This window comes from Burkholderia sp. JKS000303 (assembly GCF_002563755.1).
Classification (GTDB): domain Bacteria; phylum Pseudomonadota; class Gammaproteobacteria; order Burkholderiales; family Burkholderiaceae; genus Burkholderia; species Burkholderia anthina_B.
The window spans coordinates 383,958-403,860 of sequence record NZ_PDBZ01000003.1; the positions used below are offsets into that span (position 1 = coordinate 383,958).

The 19,903-nt window shown below is 64.3% G+C and carries 21 protein-coding genes; 10 read left to right on the plus strand and 11 right to left on the minus strand.

Annotated elements, in window-relative coordinates:
* Nucleotides 1-13 precede the first annotated feature (13 nt).
* From tdh to BX604_RS29645, 4 genes are all read left to right on the plus strand, one after another.
* Complete coding sequence (gene tdh / locus BX604_RS29630) at nucleotides 14-1,042, plus strand: L-threonine 3-dehydrogenase (RefSeq protein WP_098554394.1); 1,029 nt, start codon at nucleotides 14-16, stop codon at nucleotides 1,040-1,042.
* A 629-nt stretch (nucleotides 1,043-1,671) separates the two neighbouring features.
* Nucleotides 1,672-2,286 carry a TetR/AcrR family transcriptional regulator gene (locus BX604_RS29635; protein WP_098554395.1) on the plus strand — a complete coding sequence of 205 codons (615 nt, stop codon included), beginning with the start codon at nucleotides 1,672-1,674 and terminating at the stop codon, nucleotides 2,284-2,286.
* Between the two features lie 54 nt (nucleotides 2,287-2,340).
* Complete coding sequence (locus tag BX604_RS29640) at nucleotides 2,341-2,820, plus strand: nuclear transport factor 2 family protein (RefSeq protein WP_027781811.1); 480 nt, start codon at nucleotides 2,341-2,343, stop codon at nucleotides 2,818-2,820.
* A gap of 234 nt (nucleotides 2,821-3,054) precedes the next feature.
* A complete protein-coding gene (locus BX604_RS29645; RefSeq protein WP_098554396.1) occupies nucleotides 3,055-3,309 on the plus strand; it encodes a hypothetical protein in 255 nt (84 codons plus the stop codon).
* On the opposite strand, the gene BX604_RS29650 is transcribed toward BX604_RS29645, so the two are convergent.
* Nucleotides 3,255-4,340 (minus strand): tartrate dehydrogenase, encoded by a 1,086-nt coding sequence (locus BX604_RS29650; protein WP_098554397.1) that lies wholly within the window; start codon nucleotides 4,338-4,340, stop codon nucleotides 3,255-3,257. The two genes, BX604_RS29645 and BX604_RS29650, sit on opposite strands and share 55 nt — an antisense overlap.
* A gap of 117 nt (nucleotides 4,341-4,457) precedes the next feature.
* On the opposite strand from BX604_RS29650, the gene BX604_RS29655 reads away from it, so the two are divergent.
* Nucleotides 4,458-5,381, plus strand: coding sequence for a LysR substrate-binding domain-containing protein (locus BX604_RS29655; RefSeq protein ID WP_098554398.1), 924 nt, complete (start codon nucleotides 4,458-4,460; stop codon nucleotides 5,379-5,381).
* Nucleotides 5,382-5,530: 149 nt separating this feature from the next.
* Here BX604_RS29655 and argC read toward each other — a convergent pair whose 3' ends face one another.
* Nucleotides 5,531-6,478 carry an N-acetyl-gamma-glutamyl-phosphate reductase gene (gene argC / locus BX604_RS29660; RefSeq protein WP_098554399.1) on the minus strand — a complete coding sequence of 316 codons (948 nt, stop codon included), beginning with the start codon at nucleotides 6,476-6,478 and terminating at the stop codon, nucleotides 5,531-5,533.
* A 118-nt stretch (nucleotides 6,479-6,596) separates the two neighbouring features.
* Between argC and BX604_RS29665 the strand changes: the two genes are divergently transcribed.
* Complete coding sequence (locus tag BX604_RS29665; RefSeq protein WP_098554400.1) at nucleotides 6,597-7,481, plus strand: LysR family transcriptional regulator; 885 nt, start codon at nucleotides 6,597-6,599, stop codon at nucleotides 7,479-7,481.
* A gap of 141 nt (nucleotides 7,482-7,622) precedes the next feature.
* Here BX604_RS29665 and BX604_RS29670 read toward each other — a convergent pair whose 3' ends face one another.
* From BX604_RS29670 to BX604_RS29685, 4 genes are all read right to left on the minus strand, one after another.
* Nucleotides 7,623-8,087 (minus strand): hypothetical protein, encoded by a 465-nt coding sequence (locus BX604_RS29670; protein WP_098554401.1) that lies wholly within the window; start codon nucleotides 8,085-8,087, stop codon nucleotides 7,623-7,625.
* A 60-nt stretch (nucleotides 8,088-8,147) separates the two neighbouring features.
* Nucleotides 8,148-9,365, minus strand: coding sequence for a patatin-like phospholipase family protein (locus BX604_RS29675; protein ID WP_175801742.1), 1,218 nt, complete (start codon nucleotides 9,363-9,365; stop codon nucleotides 8,148-8,150).
* 130 nt (nucleotides 9,366-9,495) lie between these two features.
* Nucleotides 9,496-10,281, minus strand: coding sequence for a 3-hydroxybutyrate dehydrogenase (locus BX604_RS29680; protein WP_098554402.1), 786 nt, complete (start codon nucleotides 10,279-10,281; stop codon nucleotides 9,496-9,498).
* Nucleotides 10,282-10,333: 52 nt separating this feature from the next.
* A complete protein-coding gene (locus tag BX604_RS29685; protein WP_098554403.1) occupies nucleotides 10,334-11,074 on the minus strand; it encodes an acetoacetate decarboxylase in 741 nt (246 codons plus the stop codon).
* Between the two features lie 462 nt (nucleotides 11,075-11,536).
* On the opposite strand from BX604_RS29685, the gene BX604_RS29695 reads away from it, so the two are divergent.
* Entirely contained in the window at nucleotides 11,537-12,118 is a 582-nt protein-coding gene (locus BX604_RS29695; protein ID WP_098554405.1) for a phosphatase PAP2 family protein, read from the plus strand.
* A 35-nt stretch (nucleotides 12,119-12,153) separates the two neighbouring features.
* On the opposite strand, the gene BX604_RS29700 is transcribed toward BX604_RS29695, so the two are convergent.
* From BX604_RS29700 to BX604_RS29710, 3 genes are all read right to left on the minus strand, one after another.
* On the minus strand, nucleotides 12,154-12,378 hold the full coding sequence (locus BX604_RS29700) for a hypothetical protein (protein ID WP_098555085.1): 225 nt from the start codon (nucleotides 12,376-12,378) through the stop codon (nucleotides 12,154-12,156).
* 116 nt (nucleotides 12,379-12,494) lie between these two features.
* Complete coding sequence (locus BX604_RS29705; protein WP_098554406.1) at nucleotides 12,495-13,316, minus strand: siderophore-interacting protein; 822 nt, start codon at nucleotides 13,314-13,316, stop codon at nucleotides 12,495-12,497.
* 38 nt (nucleotides 13,317-13,354) lie between these two features.
* Nucleotides 13,355-14,065, minus strand: coding sequence for a PadR family transcriptional regulator (locus BX604_RS29710; RefSeq protein WP_098554407.1), 711 nt, complete (start codon nucleotides 14,063-14,065; stop codon nucleotides 13,355-13,357).
* Between the two features lie 413 nt (nucleotides 14,066-14,478).
* On the opposite strand from BX604_RS29710, the gene BX604_RS29715 reads away from it, so the two are divergent.
* From BX604_RS29715 to BX604_RS29725, 3 genes are all read left to right on the plus strand, one after another.
* Nucleotides 14,479-15,594, plus strand: a complete 1,116-nt coding sequence (locus BX604_RS29715) for a branched-chain amino acid ABC transporter substrate-binding protein (RefSeq protein ID WP_098554408.1) — start codon at nucleotides 14,479-14,481, stop codon at nucleotides 15,592-15,594.
* Between the two features lie 75 nt (nucleotides 15,595-15,669).
* Nucleotides 15,670-16,599: a branched-chain amino acid ABC transporter permease gene (locus tag BX604_RS29720; protein WP_373562450.1), complete on the plus strand. Its 930-nt coding sequence runs from the start codon at nucleotides 15,670-15,672 to the stop codon at nucleotides 16,597-16,599.
* Nucleotides 16,599-17,504, plus strand: coding sequence for an ABC transporter permease subunit (locus tag BX604_RS29725; RefSeq protein WP_098554410.1), 906 nt, complete (start codon nucleotides 16,599-16,601; stop codon nucleotides 17,502-17,504). The genes BX604_RS29720 and BX604_RS29725 overlap by 1 nt, the downstream gene beginning before the upstream one ends.
* A 49-nt stretch (nucleotides 17,505-17,553) precedes the next feature.
* Here BX604_RS29725 and istB read toward each other — a convergent pair whose 3' ends face one another.
* Together istB and istA are read right to left on the minus strand one after the other, a co-directional pair.
* Entirely contained in the window at nucleotides 17,554-18,351 is a 798-nt protein-coding gene (gene istB / locus BX604_RS29730; protein ID WP_060091270.1) for an IS21-like element helper ATPase IstB, read from the minus strand.
* Entirely contained in the window at nucleotides 18,344-19,822 is a 1,479-nt protein-coding gene (istA, locus tag BX604_RS29735; protein ID WP_217443306.1) for an IS21 family transposase, read from the minus strand. Before istA ends, istB begins: the two co-directional genes overlap by 8 nt.
* Nucleotides 19,823-19,903: the final 81 nt, after the last annotated feature.

Sequence of the window (19,903 nt, forward strand, 5' to 3'; positions counted from 1 at the left end):
CGGAGGCGCGATCATGAAAGCACTGGCAAAGCTCGAACGCGGCCCGGGCCTCACGCTCACGCGCGTGAAGCGTCCCGAAGTCGGACACAACGACGTGCTGATCAAGATTCGCCGCACGGCGATCTGCGGCACCGACATCCATATCTGGAAGTGGGACGACTGGGCGCAGAAGACGATTCCCGTGCCGATGCACGTCGGACACGAATACGTCGGCGAGATCGTCGAGATGGGACAGGAAGTGCGCGGCTTCGCGATCGGCGATCGCGTGTCCGGCGAAGGTCACATCACCTGCGGTTTCTGTCGCAACTGTCGCGCCGGCCGCCGACATCTGTGCCGCAACACCGTCGGCGTCGGCGTGAACCGCGAGGGCGCATTCGCCGAGTATCTGGCGATTCCCGCGTTCAACGCGTTCAAGATTCCGCCCGAGATCTCCGACGATCTCGCGTCGATCTTCGATCCGTTCGGCAACGCGACGCATACGGCGCTGTCGTTCAACCTCGTCGGCGAGGACGTGCTGATCACCGGCGCAGGCCCGATCGGCATCATGGCGGTCGCGATCGCGAAGCACGTCGGGGCGCGCAACGTCGTGATCACCGACATCAACGACTACCGCCTCGAACTCGCGCGCAAGATGGGTGCGACACGCGCGGTCAACGTCGCACGCGAGTCGCTGCGCGACGTGATGGCCGACCTGCGGATGACGGAGGGCTTCGACGTCGGTCTCGAAATGTCGGGCGTGCCGAGCGCGTTCACGAGCATGCTCGAGGCGATGAATCACGGCGGCAAGGTCGCGCTGCTCGGCATCCCGCCCGCGCAGACGGCGATCGACTGGAACCAGGTGATCTTCAAGGGGCTCGAGATCAAGGGCATCTACGGTCGCGAGATGTTCGAGACCTGGTACAAGATGGTCGCGATGCTGCAAAGCGGCCTCGATCTGTCGCCGATCATCACACATCGCTTTGCAGCCGACGATTTCGAGAAAGGCTTCGATGCGATGCTGTCCGGCGAAAGCGGCAAGGTGATTCTCGACTGGACCGTCTGAGCGCCGGCGGGGCCGTCCGCGTGTTTTCCGGCTGTCCTGCCGGTGTTTGCTCGAGCGTTCGTCGAGGCCGGTTGGCTTCGACGAACGCGTAAGGTGAGAATATTCGGGAGCTGTGTTTGGGTGCCGAATGGCAACTCGATCACGCTTTCGCGGCACACGTGGACGCTGAATTCAACGGCTACACGCAGCTTCCCGGCTGCGATGCGAGGACGAACGCTTCGATTCCTTGGGCCGCTTCGGTGACATGCCGTCACACATGCACCTCACCCATCAGAGTCGCCCTTCTGTCACGCCGTTCGGTGTGCGTCTTTCTTCCTATCCTTCCGTTTTTTGTCTGCGCGTTCACATGCGGGTTTGAGTGGCTGCCCCAGGCTGGATAACTCGCGTGCCGAGGCTTGAGTCATGTTCCCATGACAACCTTGAGCGTGAGGCGAGCAACCAGAGGCGAACTCACCGTTCAACCTCTCACTCGACATTGATCGGTGCGCCGCCCGCTATTCGATCCACTCACCGCTCAACCATCGCGGTTCGAGTAGCAGACATCCCAACATCCAGACATGTCCTGAACACCACCAGGGCCTTTTCACACGGACGTTGACGACGGAGAACGATCGTTCTACCGTAAACGCATGAACACACCCCATGAACTCTCCGGCGAACCGGCCGTTCGCGACCGGCTGCTCGATGCGGCCGAAGCGCTGATCTACTCGGGCGGGATCCACGCCACGGGTGTCGATGCGATCGTGAAGCGGTCGGGTGCGGCGCGAAAGAGCTTTTATTCGCATTTCGAATCGAAAGAGGCGCTGGTCGTCGCTGCCCTCGAACGTCGCGACGAGCGCTGGATGCGCTGGTTCGTCGAGGCGACGCTGGCGCGCGGCAAGTCTGCGCGCGCGCAACTAATCGGCATGTTCGACGTACTGCGCGACTGGTTTTCACAACCCGATTTTCACGGCTGTGCGTTCCTGAACGCGTCCGGCGAGATTGCCGACGCGCACGATCCGGTGCGGGTCGTTGCGCGCGAGCACAAGGAACGCTTGCTGATGTTCGTGCGCGAACGGTTCGACGCGTATGCCGACGAAGCCGGGATCGAGCGTCGCGGGCTCGCCCGCCTCGCGCGTCAATGGCTGGTACTGATCGACGGCGCGATCGGCGTGGCGCTCGTCAGCGGCGATGCCAATGCCGCGCGCGACGCGCGCGCAACCGCCGAGCTGCTGCTCGACACGGCGTCCCGATCATCGAAGTAGTCCGTCCCGACGGCCGCGCTCGTGCGCGGCCAGAACCCTGAACAGGAGCATCCCATGTCCGCTTCCCCGGAAGTTCGTCCGCCCGTTCCGCCCTTCACGCTCGAAACGGCGCGCCAGAAAGTGCGCGCCGCGGAGGATGCATGGAACACGCGCGATCCGCAGCGTGTGTCGCTTGCCTATACGCCGCAAAGCCGGTGGCGCAATCGCGCGGAGTTCGTGACGGGCCGCGACGAGATCGTCGGCCTGCTGCAGCGGAAATGGACGCGCGAGCTCGACTATCGGCTGATCAAGGAGCTGTGGGCGTTCGGCGGCAATCGCATCGCGGTGCGGTTCGCGTATGAATGGCATGACGATGCCGGCAACTGGTTCCGGTCATACGGAAACGAAAACTGGGAGTTCGACGAAAACGGACTGATGGCGCATCGCCACGCGAGCATCAACGATTTGCCGATCCGTGAAGCGGATCGTTTGTATCACTGGCCGCTTGGTCGTCGTCCGGACGATCATCCCGGTCTGTCCGATCTCGGGCTGTGACAAACACGATGATGTCGCGCCCGATCGCACGTCGAGCGCGATGCCTGTGTTCAAAGGTGAGGAAATACGGGGCAGCGCGTTGAGGTGAGGGTTTTCGGGAGAAGGCGCTTTCCGTACCTGCGGTGTGACGTTTTACGCGCCGCACCTCACCGATCGCTTGCGCGGACAGAAGTACGAACGCACGCGCATTCGCAAAACGCACGGTGAGGTTCGATCGGTGGGTATCGACACCTGATGCAACTCACCGACCGCCTTCAACGCGATACAACCGTGTGTGCCATCGAATCACATCGCTCACCGTTCGACATCGAAACGCATGCACTGACACACACGCACCAAAATCGCCTGGGTGCGCAGCGGCATGTCGTGTCGCTCACCGCTGAACACGACATGCATCGACTCGGATTCAACTGCGCACCGCCCGCCGCGATCGATCAGCCGGCGATCCGCGCCGCGATTGCCTCGCCCACTTCCCGCGTCCCTGCCTGACCACCGAGATCGCGCGTGCGCGGCCCCGTGCGCAGCAGGTCCTCGATCGCCGCGACGATCGCGTCGTGCGCTTCGCGTTCGCGTCCCGCGCCGTTGCCGAGGAAGTCGAGCATCATCGCCGCCGACCAGATCATCGCGATCGGATTCGCGACGTACTGGCCCGCGATGTCGGGCGCGGAGCCGTGCACCGGTTCGAACAACGACGGGAACGTGCGATCCGGATTCAGGTTCGCCGACGGCGCGATGCCGATCGTGCCCGTACAGGCCGGGCCGAGGTCGGAAAGAATGTCGCCGAACAGGTTCGATGCAACGACCACGTCGAAGCGGTCCGGCTGCAGCACGAAGCGCGCGCACAGGATGTCGATGTGCTGCTTGTCGACGGCGATCTCGGGATAGCGTTCGGCCATCTCGGCCGCGCGCGCATCCCACCACGGCATGCTGATCGCGATGCCGTTGCTCTTCGTCGCGACGGTCAGGCGTTTCGCCCGACGCTGCGCGAGATCGAACGCGAACTTCAGCACGCGCTCGGTACCGTGACGCGTGAAGATCGACTGCTGCATCACCACTTCGCGCTCGGTACCTTCGAACATCGTGCCGCCGACCGACGAATATTCGCCCTCGGTGTTCTCGCGCACGATCATGAAGTCGATGTCGCCCGCCTTGCGACCGGTGAGCGGCGACGGCACGCCATCGAACAGGCGCGCGGGCCGCAGGTTGATGTACTGGTCGAATTCGCGGCGGAATTTCAGCAGCGAACCCCACAGCGAAATGTGATCGGGCACCGTCGCGGGCCAGCCGACCGCGCCGAACAGGATCGCGTCCATGCCCGACAGCTGCGCCTTCCAGTCGTCCGGCATCATCTTGCCGTGCTGCGCGTAGTACTCGCAGCTGGCCCACTCGATCTGCTCGAACGCGAAGCGGATGCCGAAACGCGCCGTGACGGCGTCTAGCGCGCGCAGCCCCTCGGGCATCACTTCACGGCCGATGCCGTCACCGGGAATCACGGCAATCTTGTAGGTTCTGTCGCTCATGCAAGTCTCCTTGGCTGGTCGGGCCGCTGGCAGCATGCGCAGCGGAACATGACGCCATTCTATTTATTTCCATTCGGATTAAAATCCCGCGAAAGGTTAATCGACTTTCCACGAATCGTGAACAAATCGCCGAATCTCGACGACCTGCGCGTGTTCAGCCTGGTCGTCCGTCTGACGAGCTTCAGCGCGGCCGCCGAGCAGCTCGCGGTGTCGCCTGCCTATGTCAGCAAGCGCATCGCGCTGCTCGAGGCGCAACTCGGCACGCGGCTGCTGCATCGGTCGACGCGTCGCGTGACGGTCACGGAAGCCGGTGAGCGCGTATTCGCGCGCGCCGAGAAGATTCTCGACGACGTCGACCATCTCGTCGAAGACGTGTCCACCACGCGCACGGTGCCGCGCGGCACGCTGCGAATCTCGAGCAGTTTCGGCTTCGGCCGGCATGTCGTTGCGCCGGCGCTGCTCGACTTCTCCGCGCGCTACCCGCAACTGAACGTGCGGCTCGATCTGTTCGACCGGCTCGTCGACGTCGCGGGTGAAGGCTACGACCTCGATGTGCGCATCGGCGACGACATCGCCGATCACCTGATCGCGCGCCGCCTCGCGGCGAACTATCGCGTGCTGTGCGCGTCACCCGACTATCTCGCGCGACGCGGCACGCCGCGCTCGCTCGCGGATCTCGCGTCGCACGACTGTCTCGCGATCAAGGAGCGGGACCATCCGTTCGGTGTCTGGCGGCTGAACCTGCGCGGCGAAACGGCAACCGTGAAGGTGGGCGGCGCGCTGTCGACGAACCACGGCGAGGTGGCCGTGCAATGGGCGCTGGCCGGGCGCGGGATCGTGTTGCGTTCGATCTGGGAAGCGGGGCCGCTGATCGAACGCGGCGCGCTGTGCCGCGTGCTGCCGGAAGCGCACCAGCCGGCGAACATCTGGGCCGTGTATCCGGAACGCGTCGCGGCATCGGCGAAGGTGCGCGTGTGCGTCGATTTTCTGGCCGAGACGTTCACCGGTCTGAATGCCGCGGCGAACGACGATGCGGGCTGAAATCGGCTAAAGGTGAGCTTTTACGGGGGCGGGTTCCGGGCATCGGTTGATGCGCGCTTGCGGCTCGCAACAGCGTCGTGAGCCGTAAACGCGATGGCACTGCCGATCTGTTTGCCGAGGGCAGGCCCGCGACGATCTCCACTGGCGGCTTACGCCGCTTCCGCGACGTTCGTTGCACCGAGCATCAGATCGAGATTCTGTACAGCCGCGCCGGATGCGCCTTTGCCGAGATTGTCGAACACGGCGGACAGCAGCACCTGACCGTGCTCGTCGTTGACGAACACGCTGAGCCGCAGGTCGTTCGTACCGTTCAGCGCCTCGGGATCGAGATGCGTGATCGTGCGCGCGTCCGCGAGCGGCGTGACGTCGACGTGGCGCGCGCCGGCGTAATGGTGCGCGAGACATGCATGCAGCAACTCACCGGTTGTGCCGGCCGGCAGAAGGCGCAGGTCGATCGGCACGGTCAGCACGATGCCTTGCCGATAGGCGCCATAAGCCGGCACGAACAGCGGACGGTGCGCGAGCCCGGCATGCAGCTGGATCTCGGGCACGTGCTTGTGCGCGAGCGCGAGGCCATAGACCTGCAGCGGTTTCGCGCGAGTGGCACCGTTCGACTCGAATTCGTCGACGGCGCTGCGTCCGCCACCCGAGTAACCGGACACGGCATGGATGCTCACCGGGTAGTCGCGCGGCAGCAGGCCCGCCTGTTGCAGCGGCCGAAGCAGGCCGATCGCGCCCGTCGGATAGCAGCCCGGATTGGTGACGCGCCGTGCGCGTGCGATTTTCTGCGCGTGCCCCTCCACCATCTCGGGAAAGCCGTAGACCCATTCCGGGTCGGTGCGGTGGGCCGAGCTCGCGTCGATCACGCGTACCGCCGGATTGCGGATGAAGCCGACCGCTTCGCGCGCGGCTGCGTCGGGCAGGCACAGAATCGCGATGTCGGATGCGTTGATCGCTTCGGCGCGCCGCACGGGGTCCTTGCGTTCCGCGTTCGGCAGCGTGACGAGCCGCAAGTCGGTGCGATCGCGCAGGCGCTCGTGGATCTGCAATCCGGTTGTGCCTTGATTGCCGTCGATGTAGACAGTGGGAAAGCTCATGATGGTCGCGCTCCTTGCTTCGGACGTCGGGAAAACCGTATCGTCCGTCGAACGCCTAGAATAGGAAAAGTTGAATTTCCTGATTGCTGGATTCAGTTTTCCTGAATGAGAGGTAGGCATGCGCGAGATCAGCCTGGACCGGCTGCGTACGCTGGTCGCCATCGCGGACCAGGGATCCTTCGTGGCTGCGGCGCAACTGCTTCATCTCGCGCCGCCGACCGTTAGTCTTCACGTCGCCGAACTCGAAAGCCGCATCGGCGCGCCGTTGCTGTCCCGCACGCGCGGCAACGTGCGGCCGTCGACCATCGGTGAAGTGCTGGTGGAGCGGGCGCGCCGTCTGCTGGCCGAGGTCGAGTCGACACTCGACGACGTGCAGCGGCAGGTGCAGGGGCTGACCGGACGGGTGCGCCTCGGTGCGTCGACCGGGGCGATCGCTCATCTGTTGCCGCAGGCGGTGGCCCGGTTGCGCGAGCAGCATCCGGATATCGATGTCCAGATCGCGGTGCTCACGTCGTCCGATACCCTGGCGCGCATTGCGCAGGGCACGCTCGACGTCGGGCTGGTTGCGCTGCCGCAGCCGGCGGTCGCGGGGTTGTCGATCCGCGCATGGCGGCGCGATCCGGTGCTGGCCTTTCTGCCCGTGGACTGGCAGCTCCCGGCGCGCGTGACGCCGGCCTATCTGGCCGCGCGTCCGCTGATTCTCAACGATGCGACCACGCGCCTGTCGCGGCTCACGACCGAATGGTTCGCGCTCGGCGGCCACCGGCCCGAACCGCGTATCGAACTCAACTACAACGATGCGATCAAGAGCCTGGTTGCCGCGGGTTACGGCGCGACGCTGCTGCCGCACGAGGCGGGCGCGCCGCCGCCCGACGCGCGGATCGTGACGCGGCCGTTGCGTCCGGCGTTGTGGCGCGAACTGGGCATCGCGCATCGGGCCGGGCCGGTCGAGCGACCGACACAGCACGTGCTCGACGCGTTATGGGCGCTCGGCGCGCGATAGGGAATGGTGGTGTGGGAGGTTCGCTCGCCATCGTGCGTGAGCGGGGGGCGTTGTGTGGAACATGCGCCGCAGGTGAGGCGCGGCCGGACGCATCATGCGTCGCGCGGGGCCGTGCCGGTGCCCGCCCGCTGCCGCAGTCCGTTACAGCCGGTTGTCCTTCGCGAGCATCAGCACGCGCGCCCAGCGCTGCGCGTCGCGCTTGTCCATCATCGGCAGTTTCCATTCGCCGCGCACGCCATCGCGTACGCGCACGACGAGATGCCAGCGGCCATCGATCGGCGCGGCCTCGCAGCCGTCGAGTTGCGACAGCGTATAGCGGCCGTCCGCGCCGTCATGCGACAGCCACAGCAACCCCTGCGTCGCGGACACGCGCAACTCGCCCCACGCGCGATGCACGATGTGGGTCCAGCCTTGTTCTTTCGTGTTCGGTGCGATGTCGCGGCGGCGTTTGATCCACCACGCGATCAGCGCGATCAGGATCGCGGCGGCGAGCACGGCGGCCGCGATCGCGACCGGCTGGCCGAACTGCGCTGCGATGACGTGAAACAGGTGAACGGCGCCCCATCCCAGGGCGATGAGCGCGAATAGCGCAATGAAAATCGGCATGTCGAATCGATAAGAAAGGCGGCCCGGCGCATCCATCGCGCCGGGCCGTCGCACACGGCATTACCGGCGGCGGTGAATGTCGTGCGTCACGAAGCCCGCGTCGTTCACGGGCAGCGCGAGGCCGTCCTTGACTGCGAGCGTCTTGCGGATGTCGTCGAGCCCCGCGGACCAGTGGTCGCGCATCGTCGACAGACCGAACTGATAGTCCTTGTAGTGGTGCTCGTACGCCTTCTGCTGATAGATCAGATGCTGGATGTTGTACTTCTTCCCGCTCGACATCGCATCAGCCTCGATGCACCACGGGTCGTTCTTGCGCTGCTCTTCCGGCACCTGATCGAGCACGTGGCGCAGCACGTTGCGATAGCGCTGTTCGCGCTGCAGCGTGTCGGTGACGAAACGCGTGCGGCTCGAATACTGCACGTCCTTCGTGCGTTCCGCGACGTCGGCCATCGTACGCGGCAGCGGCCCGCGTGCGCTCCACAGATCGACCTGGAACGCGAGCGTGTCGCGGCGCGGACGCGCGCGCAGCACTTCCATCAGCGGCGTGTTCGACACGACGCCGCCGTCCCAGTAATACTCGCCGTCGATCTCGACCGGCGGGAACGCGGGCGGCAGCGCGCCGGACGCCATGAAGTGCTCGGGCGCGAGGCGAACGCGCGAGTTGTCGAAGTACACGAAGTTGCCGGTGCCGACGTTGACCGCGCCGACCGATACGCGCGTCTCGCCCGAGTTGATCCGGTCGAAATCGCACAGCTTGAGCAGCGTCGCGCGCAGCGCGGACGTGTCGTACCAGCTGATCTTTTCCGGATGATCGGCGACGCCCGGCAGCGGCGGCGGGAAGCGCGGCACGAAGAACCCTTGCTGGCCCTGCATCATCGCGCTCGCGGCCTGCGACGCGGTGAAGAACGTGCGGACCTGGTCGATGCTGTTGAACAGCGCGAATTCGAAGGCGGCCGGAATCGCGGGAAAGAACGCCGGCTGACAGATCGTTTCCCAGAATTCGCGCAGCCGTTCGACGCGATGTTCGGGGGCATTGCCCGCGATCAGCGCGGTGTTGAGCGCGCCGATCGAGATGCCGGCGATCCAGTCGAGGGGAACGCCCGCCTCGTGCAGACCTTCGAACACGCCGGCCTGATACGCGCCGAGTGCGCCGCCGCCTTGCAGGACGAGCGCGATCGTTTCGTACGGCAGCGACCGCGCAGCGGCCGGCGCACCGGCTTCGTGATGCAGGTCCGCCGCATCGACGGCCTGCTTTTCTGTACGCGCGTGCGGTTTCATCAATGACTCCGAGAAATCCCGCCATGGATGGCGGAGAGGAACGGAGTGACGCCGATCGGCGGCACTCCACGTTCCATCGTGACAATGAGCGGTGATGCGGGAATCGCCTCCCGTCCGGGAGGCGGGGGCGTTACTGCATGAACCAGCCGTGGCTGACGACGAACGACTGGCCGGTGAGCGCAGCGCTCGGGAACGCCGACAGGAACAGCACCGTCTGCGCAACGTCCTGCACCGTCGTGAACACGCCGTCGACCGTGTTGCCGAGCATCACCTTCTTGATCACGTCCTCTTCGCTGATCCCCAACTCCTTCGCCTGCTCCGGAATCTGCTTGTCGACCAGCGGCGTACGCACGAAGCCCGGACACACCACGTGCGAGCGCACGTTGTGCTTCGCGCCTTCCTTCGCCAGCACGCGTGCCAGGCCAAGCAGGCCGTGCTTGGCCGTCACGTACGCCGACTTCAGCGGCGACGCTTCGTGCGAGTGCACCGAACCCATGTAGATCACGACGCCGCCGCGATCGTCCTTGTACATGTGCTTGAGCGAGGCCTTGGTCGTCAGGAACGCGCCGTCGACGTGGATTGCCTGCATCTTCTTCCAGTCGGAGAACGAGTAGTTCTCGATCGGGTTGACGATCTGGATGCCGGCGTTCGACACGAGGATGTCGATCGAGCCGAACGCTTCGGCCACCTTGTCGATGCCGCTGTTGACCGCGTCCTCGTTGGTCACGTCCATCGCGACGCCGATTGCCTTGCCGCCTGCCTTGTTGATCTCGTCGGCAACCGCGTTCGCGCCGTCCTGGTTCAGGTCGGCGATCGCGACGGCCGCACCCGCTTTCGCGAGTTCGAGCGCGATTTCCTTGCCGATGCCGCTTGCGGCGCCCGTGACGACTGCGGTCTTGCCATTCAGGTTGCTCATTTCGAATTTCCCGTGGTGAAAGGATTGACAGGGAGAAAGGACTGCGGACGTGTTACTGAGCCAGGTAATCGTAGACGACTTCGCCCAGGCCGAGTGTCAAATCTGCTACGAGGTGGCGTGCTTCGACGATCTCGAGGACCGGCAGATCGGCCACCGGCGCGAGCGCGTGCGGCGCCAGTTCGAGCGATGCGGGGCCCGTCCACGCGCCCTTCATCTTGATGTCCTGCATGTAGTAGCGCACCAGTTCGCACACGCGTGCGGTGCCGTCGACGTGCGGGATGATCTTCAGCAGGAAGTTCGGGCCGGCGAGACGCTTCAGCTGCTCGTCGATGTCGAGTTCCTTGTGCTTGTAGCCCATCGTGCCGGTCGCGACGCGCACCTTGCCGTAGTCGAGCGTGCCCAGGATGTGATCGGTGTTCACGTGCAGCGTGGGCGATGCGAGCTTCTTCGGGAAACCCCACAGCTCGCGGCCGCCGGCGATCGGCGGGTGATCGTCGAGATACATCGCGAGCGTATAGCCGCCGGCCTGGCCGTTGTATTCGACGGGGATCACCTGGCCGCTTTCGGTGTAGTCGCCGAAGCCGGTCGAATCGGCCATGCGAATGAATTCGTAATGAACGAGCGGCTCGGTGATCTTCAGCGGCTCGGGGACAATTTCGCGGAGGCGATCCGGATCGGTGCGATACGTGATGATCAGAAACTCACGATCGACGAAACGGTACGGGCCCATCGGGAACGCGGGGCTGGTCAACGGCATCGCAAACGCTTTCGATCGGACATCGCTGGGTTTCATGCGGACTCCTTGTTGTTGATCGCTTCGTGGATGAGTGGTCGTAATCGTATGCCTGTGCGTTGCCGTTGTGCGATGCCGCATTTGGAATTAATTGTTGCCGATTTCGATGTATCAGCGATGTAAATGTTGAGGCGAGCGACACAAACGGCGCGGATTGCGCCCGGCGGCCCGATATTCGCACATGTGAATGACGCCACGATGTGAAAAAGGTGAGCCTTTACGGGATGGGCGGTGAGGTTTTACGGGAGACAGTCGCGCGGGAGTGTGACAATTGTGTGAACTTATGTTGCAGTGCAGGCTCTAAGTGCGTTCGCCGCGGCGAACTGGCGTCGGTTCAGGCTACCCGAACACCGGCGCAGGTCGCCCGGCGCATTAAGCACCACTTAAGCGAGTGAGCACTAGCATCGTTCGCATTCGACCGGCACGACCGGTCCCCCACTCACGTTCCACCCAACCGGATTCATGCAGAACCTCAATCTCACCCTGTTTTCCGCCATCAATGCCGGCGCCGCGCCGAACCCCGGCGTGGCCCGCCTCGCGATCTTCGCCGCCGACTGGCTCGTCTATGCGCTGCCCGTCATGCTGTTGCTGACCTGGATCTTCGGCGAGCGGCCGACGCGGCGTCAGGCGATCGAAGCCGGCGTCGGTACTTGCCTGGCGCTCTTGCTCGCGCAGGTGCTCGGACATTTCTGGTTCTCCCCGCGGCCGTTCATGGCCGGCGTCGGCACGCAACTGATTTCGCATTCGCCGGACAGCTCGTTTCCGAGCGATCACATGACGTTCGCATGGAGCCTCGCGGTCGGCATGCTGCTCGCCGGTACGACGCGGCTGACCGGGTTCGTGATGATCGCGCTGGCCGTGGCGATCGCGTGGGGCCGTGTGTATGCGGGCGTGCACTGGCCGTTCGACATGGCGGGCGGCGTGCTGGTCGGCACGGCCGGCGCGCTGGCCGCGCACCTGTATGGGCAACGTGTGGTCGAGCCGCTCGAACGGATCGGTGACGCGGTGCACGCAGTCATGATGGGGCGCGAGCGCGCGCCGTAAGCGGGACAAGCAGGAGAAGTACGGGCCGGACGCCGTCAGCCAGGCGTCCTGGCCGATTCGGCCGAAGCGGAGGTGCCGCCGCCGGCTTCGTGCAGTTCGGGCGTCTCGCCCGGGTGTTGCGCGGCGTCGCGTTCGAGCGAGCTTTCCTTCAGGATCGCGCACATCGCGACGAACAGCGCGAGCACGACTGCGGCCAGGCCGCAATATCCGACGATCTTCAGGTTGCGAAGGAAAGGCGACGCGTGGCTTTCTTTTGTCATGACCGGGCGCTCCTGTACGGGCTGCGGCGGCTGTCGTCCGACAGCGGCGTCGCAGACATACATATATACCAGCCGCGCCGCCGATGCCAACCCCGCCGGCGCGCGCCCTTTCCCGGTCAGTCTTCCAGCGTCTCGTGCACGGCCGCCGCGCCGCGCTTCCAGTATGCCGCCGCGCGGATTCGCGACTTGTGGACCCCGCGCTCGCCGGTCAGGTGCAGGCGCACCGCGCGCATTGACTGCGCTTCGCCCGCCGCCCACACGTAACCGTCGCCGGACGACGGCAGCGGCAGCTCGCGCACGGCGGTCAGCAGCACGTCTTCGTCCGCAACATCCGCTTCGGCGCGAAAGCGCCAGATTTCATGCACGTCGGCGCGCGTATCGAACGCGATCTGCGCGGTGCGATCCGCGACTTCCAGCACCACCGCCGCACGCGAGCCGGCCGGCAATTGCTCGAGACGCCGCGCGATCGCCGGCAGCGCCGTATCGTCGCCGATCAGCAGATGCCAGTCGAAATCGATCGGGACCACGAACGAACCGCGCGGGCCGCCGATGCCGAGCCACTGGCCGACGCGTGCCTGCGCGGCCCACTGCGAGGCGGGGCCCGGATGGTTCAGCACGAATTCCAGATCCAGTTCGCAGGCGGCGCGGTCGAAGCGGCGCGGCGTGAAGTCGCGCGCGACGGGTTTCGGTTCGCCTTCCGGAAACTCGGGACCGTTCTCGCCGAGGGTCGGCAGCGCCGGTCGATCGGCGCCGGGCTGCGGGAAAAACACCTTCACGTGATCGTCGAACGACGACGATTCGAAATCTGCGAGGTCGGGGCCGCCGAGCGTGACGCGCAGCAGGTGCGGCGTCACCGCGTGCACGCGCACGACCTGCAGCAGGCGGAACTTGAGGGTATGGCGCACGCGGGTGACGGCGCGTTCGGATGTGTTTTGCATCAATCCGTTCTCCTGGGGTTGTGACGGGGCGGCGCGGGTTACGCGCCGGTGCCGCCTTCGATTTCGGCCGTCGCGCGGCGCATGATGGCCGCGATGCGACGCTGTTCGTCGGCATCGGCGGCGCTCTTGTGCAGCAGCGCACGCTTCAGGGCGAGCCGGGCTTCGACGAACTCCGGCAGCCAGCCGGGCTGTGTTTCGTCCGGTGTTTCGCTGCCCGCCGCTTCGCCGGCGAATGCGCGGCGCATGAATTCCATCTTGCGCGCGAGATGCGTGAGCCGCGCGAACAGGGTGTCGACGCGTTCGCGCTGCGCATCGAGATGCGCGCGGCCGGCGTCGGTGAGGGCGTAGCGCTTGCGGTTGCCTTCCGCCTGCGACGCGACGAAGCCGACTTCCTCGAGATACGTGAGGGCCGGGTACACCATGCCGGGGCTCGGGCTGTAGAAGCCGTTCGAACGCGTGTCGAGCGCCTTGATGAGCTCGTAGCCGTGGCTCGGCTGCTCGGCGACGAGCGCGAGCAGCAGCAGTTGAAGATCGTCGGAGCTGAACTGGCGGCCGCGCGGCATGCCGTCGTCGCCGAAATCGCCAAAGCCGCCGCGTCCGCCACGGCCACCGAACGGGCCGCCACCGAACGGATCGTGGCCGCGCCGATGGCGGCCGATCGCGTGCCAGAGACCGGCGAACCATTCAGGGCCTGCATGCGCACCATGACCGTCGCATCGGGCATGGCCGCGGGAGGAGTTGTGTCGCATGATCGTGTCCTATATGTCGTAAAACATATCTAAAGATATATATCGAAAGATAGGGTGTCAAGGGGGATTATTTGGGGTTGGATGATTGCGCAACGAGCCAGGATTCCCCTGCCGCTTCCCCGTATCGAACTGTCCTTCCGGCTCGATATGCCGAATGCGCCGGCATAGGGGTCAACCCTCAAACACCCGAACTCCCGGGGTTCGGCGGCCGGCATTCTGCGCTGTTCCGCACCCTGCTGCTGGAACACTGCATATTTAGACAGCCGCTAACCCCCGGTTTCGCACAATCAAATTCCGAGCCGTTTTTGGCGTAGGCAACCTGCGTTCACTCGTGCCTGGCATGGGTGTCTCACGACGGTGGCGGCCAATGACCAAGGCATGCCCCACATCGAAGCCTGCTCTTGGAGATGGTTATGAATGGCCGGAAAAAATTGAAAGGGATGAGTGCGGCAATCGGCGTCGGCGGAGCGGCGCTGCTTTATGCCGCATCGGCAAGCGCGAGTCTCAACGTTGCGGTCGCGGGACCGATGACGGGCGAGTACGCATCGGGTGGCGAGCAGTTCAGGAAGGGCGCCGAGCAGGCGGTAAAGGACATCAACGCGGCCGGCGGCGTTCTGGGCCAACAACTGAACCTGATCGTCGGCGACGACGTGTGCGATCCGAAGCAGGCGGTGTCGGTCGCCAACGACTTCGTCAACAAGAAGGTCGCATTCGTCAACGGCCACTGGTGTTCCAGTTCGACGTTGCCGGCGTCCGATGTGTACAACGACGCGCAGATTCCCGAGATCACCGTTTCGACAAACCCGAAGATCACCGAGCGCGGCATCAAGGGCTTGTTCCGCATTACGGGGCGCGACGATCAGCAGGGCTCCGTTACGGCCGCGTATATCGCGGACCACTTTAAAGGCAGGAAGATTGCCGTCATCGACGACAAGACCGCATACGGCGGCGGTCTCGCCGACGAAATCGCCAAAGGGCTCGCGGCAAGGCAGACGCCTGTCGCATTGCGTCAGTCCATCACTGCGGGCGAGCGCGATTACTCCGGGTTGATCAGCAAGATGAAGGTGGCCGGCGTGCAGGTTCTGGCCTACGGCGGCTACTACCAGGAGGTTGCGCTGATCCTGCGTCAGGCCGCGCAGACCGGTCTCGATCTGACGGTAATCGGCGGCGACACGCTCAGCAACAACGAGCTGGTCAATGCGGCGGGCCCGCAGATCAACAAGGTGCTGTTCACGTTCCCGCCCGATCCGCGCAAGAGCGCGGCAGCATCGAAGGTCGTTGCCGCCTTCCGCGCGCAGAAGATCGAGCCCGAAGGCTACATGCTCTATTCGTACGCGGCCATGCAGGCATACGCAGACGCCGCGAAGCGTGCGAAGAGCACCGACTACGCCGCCGTCGTGAAGCAACTCCATGACGGTACGTTCGACACCGTCGTCGGTCAGCTGAAGTTCGATTCGAAAGGCGATCTGAAGAATCCGGGCTACGTCGTCTACAGATGGAACGGCAACAGCTACGACTACGTCAAGTGATGCGGACGGCAACGCATATCGCATGAAGGGCGCGGCGGGCCGCACCGGGCGGGCCGCCGTGCTGCAACGAGATGTATCGGAGAAGCTATGAGTCAGGCGCTACAGCAGCTGATCAACGGTTTGACCCTGGGGGCGATATACGGTCTGATCGCAATCGGCTATACGATGGTCTACGGCATCATCGGCATGATCAACTTCGCTCACGGAGACATCTACATGGTGAGCGCGTTCATTGCCGTGACGTGCCTGACGCTGCTCGGTTCAGGCGGCGTTTCTTCCGTGGTGCTCGCGATCGGCGTGACGCTGATGGTCACGATCGTACTGACGTCCGCGTTCGGCTGGACGGTCGAACGGGTGGGCTACCGCCCGCTGCGCGGCTCGAATCGTCTGGCGCCGCTGATTTCGTCGATCGGCCTGTCGATCTTCCTGCAGAACATGGTGCAACTCACGCAGGGCGCACGCGTCAAGTCGGTTCAACCTGTCGTGACGGGCGGCATCAATATCCCGATGGGCAGTGCGGGTCACGATGTCTATCTGTCGAACATCCAGATCCTGATCGTCATCGTGACGATTGCGCTGATGGGCGCATTCACGTTGTTCATCCACAAAACCTCGTTCGGCAGACAGCAGCGCGCGTGCGAACAGGATCAACGCATGACGCGATTCCTGGGCTACGACGCGGACCGCATTATTTCGGTAACCTTCATGATCGGCGCCGGACTTGCCGCAATCGCCGGCGTGATGGTCACGCTTTATTACGGCGTTGTCGACTTCTCGATCGGCTTCATTGCCGGCATCAAGGCGTTCACGGCGGCGGTGCTCGGCGGCATTGGCTCGATTCCCGGCGCGATGCTGGGCGGCGTCATTATCGGCCTGATCGAGGCGTTCTGGTCCGCTTACCTGTCGCCGGAATACAAGGACGTGGCAACGTTCGTGATTCTGATCGTGTTCCTGATGTTCCGGCCGTCCGGGCTGCTCGGCCGCCCAGAGGTGGAGAAAGTCTGATGAGTACGACGATGTCCAAGCAAGTCAATCTTCCGTTTCGCATTCGCGACGCGCTGGGCGCGGCGATCGTTGCCGCGGTTGTCGGGCTGCCGATGCTCGGGCTGACGACGCACGACGGCTCGGGTGGCCTTCAGGTGCAGACCCGCTGGCCGTTGCTCGGTGCGTTCGTGATCGCCGCGTTTGTCGGGCGCATGGCGCTGCAGTGTCTGCTGGAATATGTCGCGACTATCCGGAAGAGTCGCATTCAGAAGGGCAAACAGGCCACGGCGTCTTCTTCGAGACTGACGTGGATCGGGACGTGCGCCGTCGCCTTCGCGATCGTGCTGCCGGCGATGTTCTCCGGCAATCGCTACGTGGTCGACACGGCGACGACGGTGCTGATCTACGTGATGCTCGGCTGGGGGCTGAACGTGGTGGTCGGCCTCGCGGGCCTGCTCGATCTGGGATACGTCGCGTTCTATGCGGTCGGGGCTTATTCGTACGGATTGCTATCGACTCATTTCGGTCTCGGATTCTGGGAAGTCTTGCCGATCGCGGGCGGTCTCGCCGCCGCTTTCGGGATGATCCTCGGCTATCCGACGCTGCGGTTGCGAGGCGATTATCTCGCGATCGTCACGCTCGGTTTCGGCGAGATCATCCGGCTCATACTGATCAACTGGGGCGACCTGACAGGCGGGCCGAACGGTGTCTCCTCGATTCCGAAGCCGACGTTTTTCGGGCTGCCGATGCAGGCGTCGGCGGACGGTCCGACCTTCTCCAGTCTGTTCGGCATCGAATACTCGCCGCAGCAGCGGATCGTGTTTCTCTACTACCTGATCCTCGGCATGGCGCTGCTGACGAACCTGTTTGTTTCCCGTCTGCGCCGGCTGCCTATCGGCCGGGTGTTGATTTCCACCGAGTCTTAACCCACCGATTTCATCTAAATCTGACCCACCCTGAGACAGCGTAGTACATCTATTCCGGTGTGGATAACTCTTCGTTACCCGCTGGTTTTGCTGCTCTTTTTCTTGTTGTCTTTGCCTTGGCAGAACTGGTCCTGAAGCGCCACGATTCATTGCCCGTTTCGACGATGTGGCAGTGATGGGTGACGCGGTCCAGCAGCGCTGTCGTCATCTTTGCATCCCCGAACACGCTCGCCCACTCGCCGAAGCTGAGATTGGTCGTGATCGCGACGCTCGTGTGCTCGTAAAGCTTTGAGAGCAGATGGAACAGCAATGCACCGCCGGTCTGGCTGAACGGCAGATAGCCCAGCTCATCGAGAATCACCAGATCGACGTACATCAGCTTGTGGGCGATCTGGCCTTGTTTGCCGATGGACTTCTCCTGCTCCAGGGCGTTGGTCAGCTCGACGGTCGAGAAGTAGCGCACACGCTTGCCGTGGCGCTGTACGGCTTCGATTCCGATCGCTGAGGCGAGGTGCGTCTTGCCAGTGCCCGGACCACCGATGAACACGACGTTGTGCGCGCTTTCGAGGAACGACAGCTCGCTCAGTTCGCGCACCAGCGCTTCGTCGACGTGTGCCTGCGCGAAGTCGAAGCCCTTCAGGTCGCGGTGGGCCGGGAAGCGCGCAGCGGTCATTTGATAGGCGATCGAGCGCACCTGCCGTTCGGCGGTTTCAGCCATCAACAGCTGCTTCATGAAGCGCTCCGGCTCGAAGTCAGTGTGGCGCGACTGCGCGAGCAGCTCCGGCCACGTGCTCGCCATGCCGTGCAGTTTAAGACCCTTGAGCTGGGCCGCGATATCGTTAGACATGACGATCCTCCGGTGGGTTGGCGCGCAGCGTCTCGTAACGGCTCACGTCGGCCGCGGGCTCTTCCTTGAGCTGGAGTTTCGTCGTGGCGAGGCTGCCATTCGTGACGGGCGCCTTCAGCCGGCTCAGCACGTTCAGGACGTGCTCTGCGCTGGGGCGTCCTGAATCCAGCGCAGCCTGTACGGCGAGCAGCACCGCATCGAGCCCGTGTTCGCGCACCGCAGCGAGCACCTGCGTCATGACGCGATCGCCGCCCGGGTGTTTCAGCAGATGCCGCTGCAGCAGTTGCAGCGGCTGCGGCATCGTGATGAACGGTGCGCCGTTGCGCAGTGCGCCGGGTTTGCGCTCGACCAGCGTGACGTAGTGGCGCCAATCGTAGAAGGTCATGTGCCGCTCGAAGCTGCGTTCGTGGCGTGCGATCTCCTGGGCGTTGGCGACGACGCTGAGATATGCCGGATAGCAGCGCACGCTCACCAACTGGTTCGTGTACTCGGTGGGCACGCTGTAGCGGTTGCGTTGGAAGTGAATCAGGCTGGTCGACGAGACTCGCAGGGTCTGCTCGATGTAGCCGTCGAACGGCCGTGGATTGGGCATCAGCCGGGTACGCTCGTCCTGCAGCACATCCTCGACTGTCAGCTCAGGCCACTGCGGGTGCCGCATGTGCCACGCCTCACGACACTGACCAGCGACCCATTCGTTCAGGATCTCCAGCGTTTCCCAGCGCCGTAGCGCTGCTTCGTGCCAGATCTGACGTCGCCGGTCCTGAACGTTCTTCTCGACGATGCCTTTCTCCCAGCCTGCAGCCCGGTTGCAGAACTCCGGCTCGAACAGGTAGTGACTGCACATCGCTTCGAAGCGCGCGTTGACCGCACGCTCCTTGCCGCGGCCAACCTTGTCCACGGCGGTCTTCATGTTGTCGTAGATGCCGCGCCGCGGCACGCCGCCGAACGCGGCGAATGCGCGGGCGTGCGCATCGAACAGCATCTCGTGACTCTGTGTGGGATAGGCGACGAGCCAGAACGCGCGGCTGGAGTTAAGTTTGACGTGGGCGACCTCCAGGCGTCGCCGTAGCCCGCCAACAAACGCGTATTCGCAGCTCCAGTCAAACTGGAAGGCTTCGCCGGGTTCGAAGGCGAGCGGCACGAAGGCCTTCCTGCGAGGCGCCTCAGCCTGCTCCTCGTGCCAACGCCTCACGAACGCGCTTACGCGGCCGTAGCTGCCGGCGTAACCCTCGGCGCGGATCGCCTCGAACATGAACCGGGCGGTGCGCCGGTCACGCTTCGGGCGATGACTGTCGGCACGCAGCCAACCTGTCAGCTGTGCGGCCCAGTCGTCGATGACGCTCGGGCTGACGCGCTTCGGATACTTCGGCTCGACAGCATCAGTCTGCCGCAGCCAGCGGCGCACCGTGTTTCGGGACAGGCCCGTACGCCGCGCAATCTCGCGCAGTGGGACCTTCTCGCGGAAATACATCCGCCTGATCTTGGCCAATATGCCCACCGTGATCACCTTTGTATCCCCTGCTCAAAGATTGAGCAGGGCATTCAATCACGT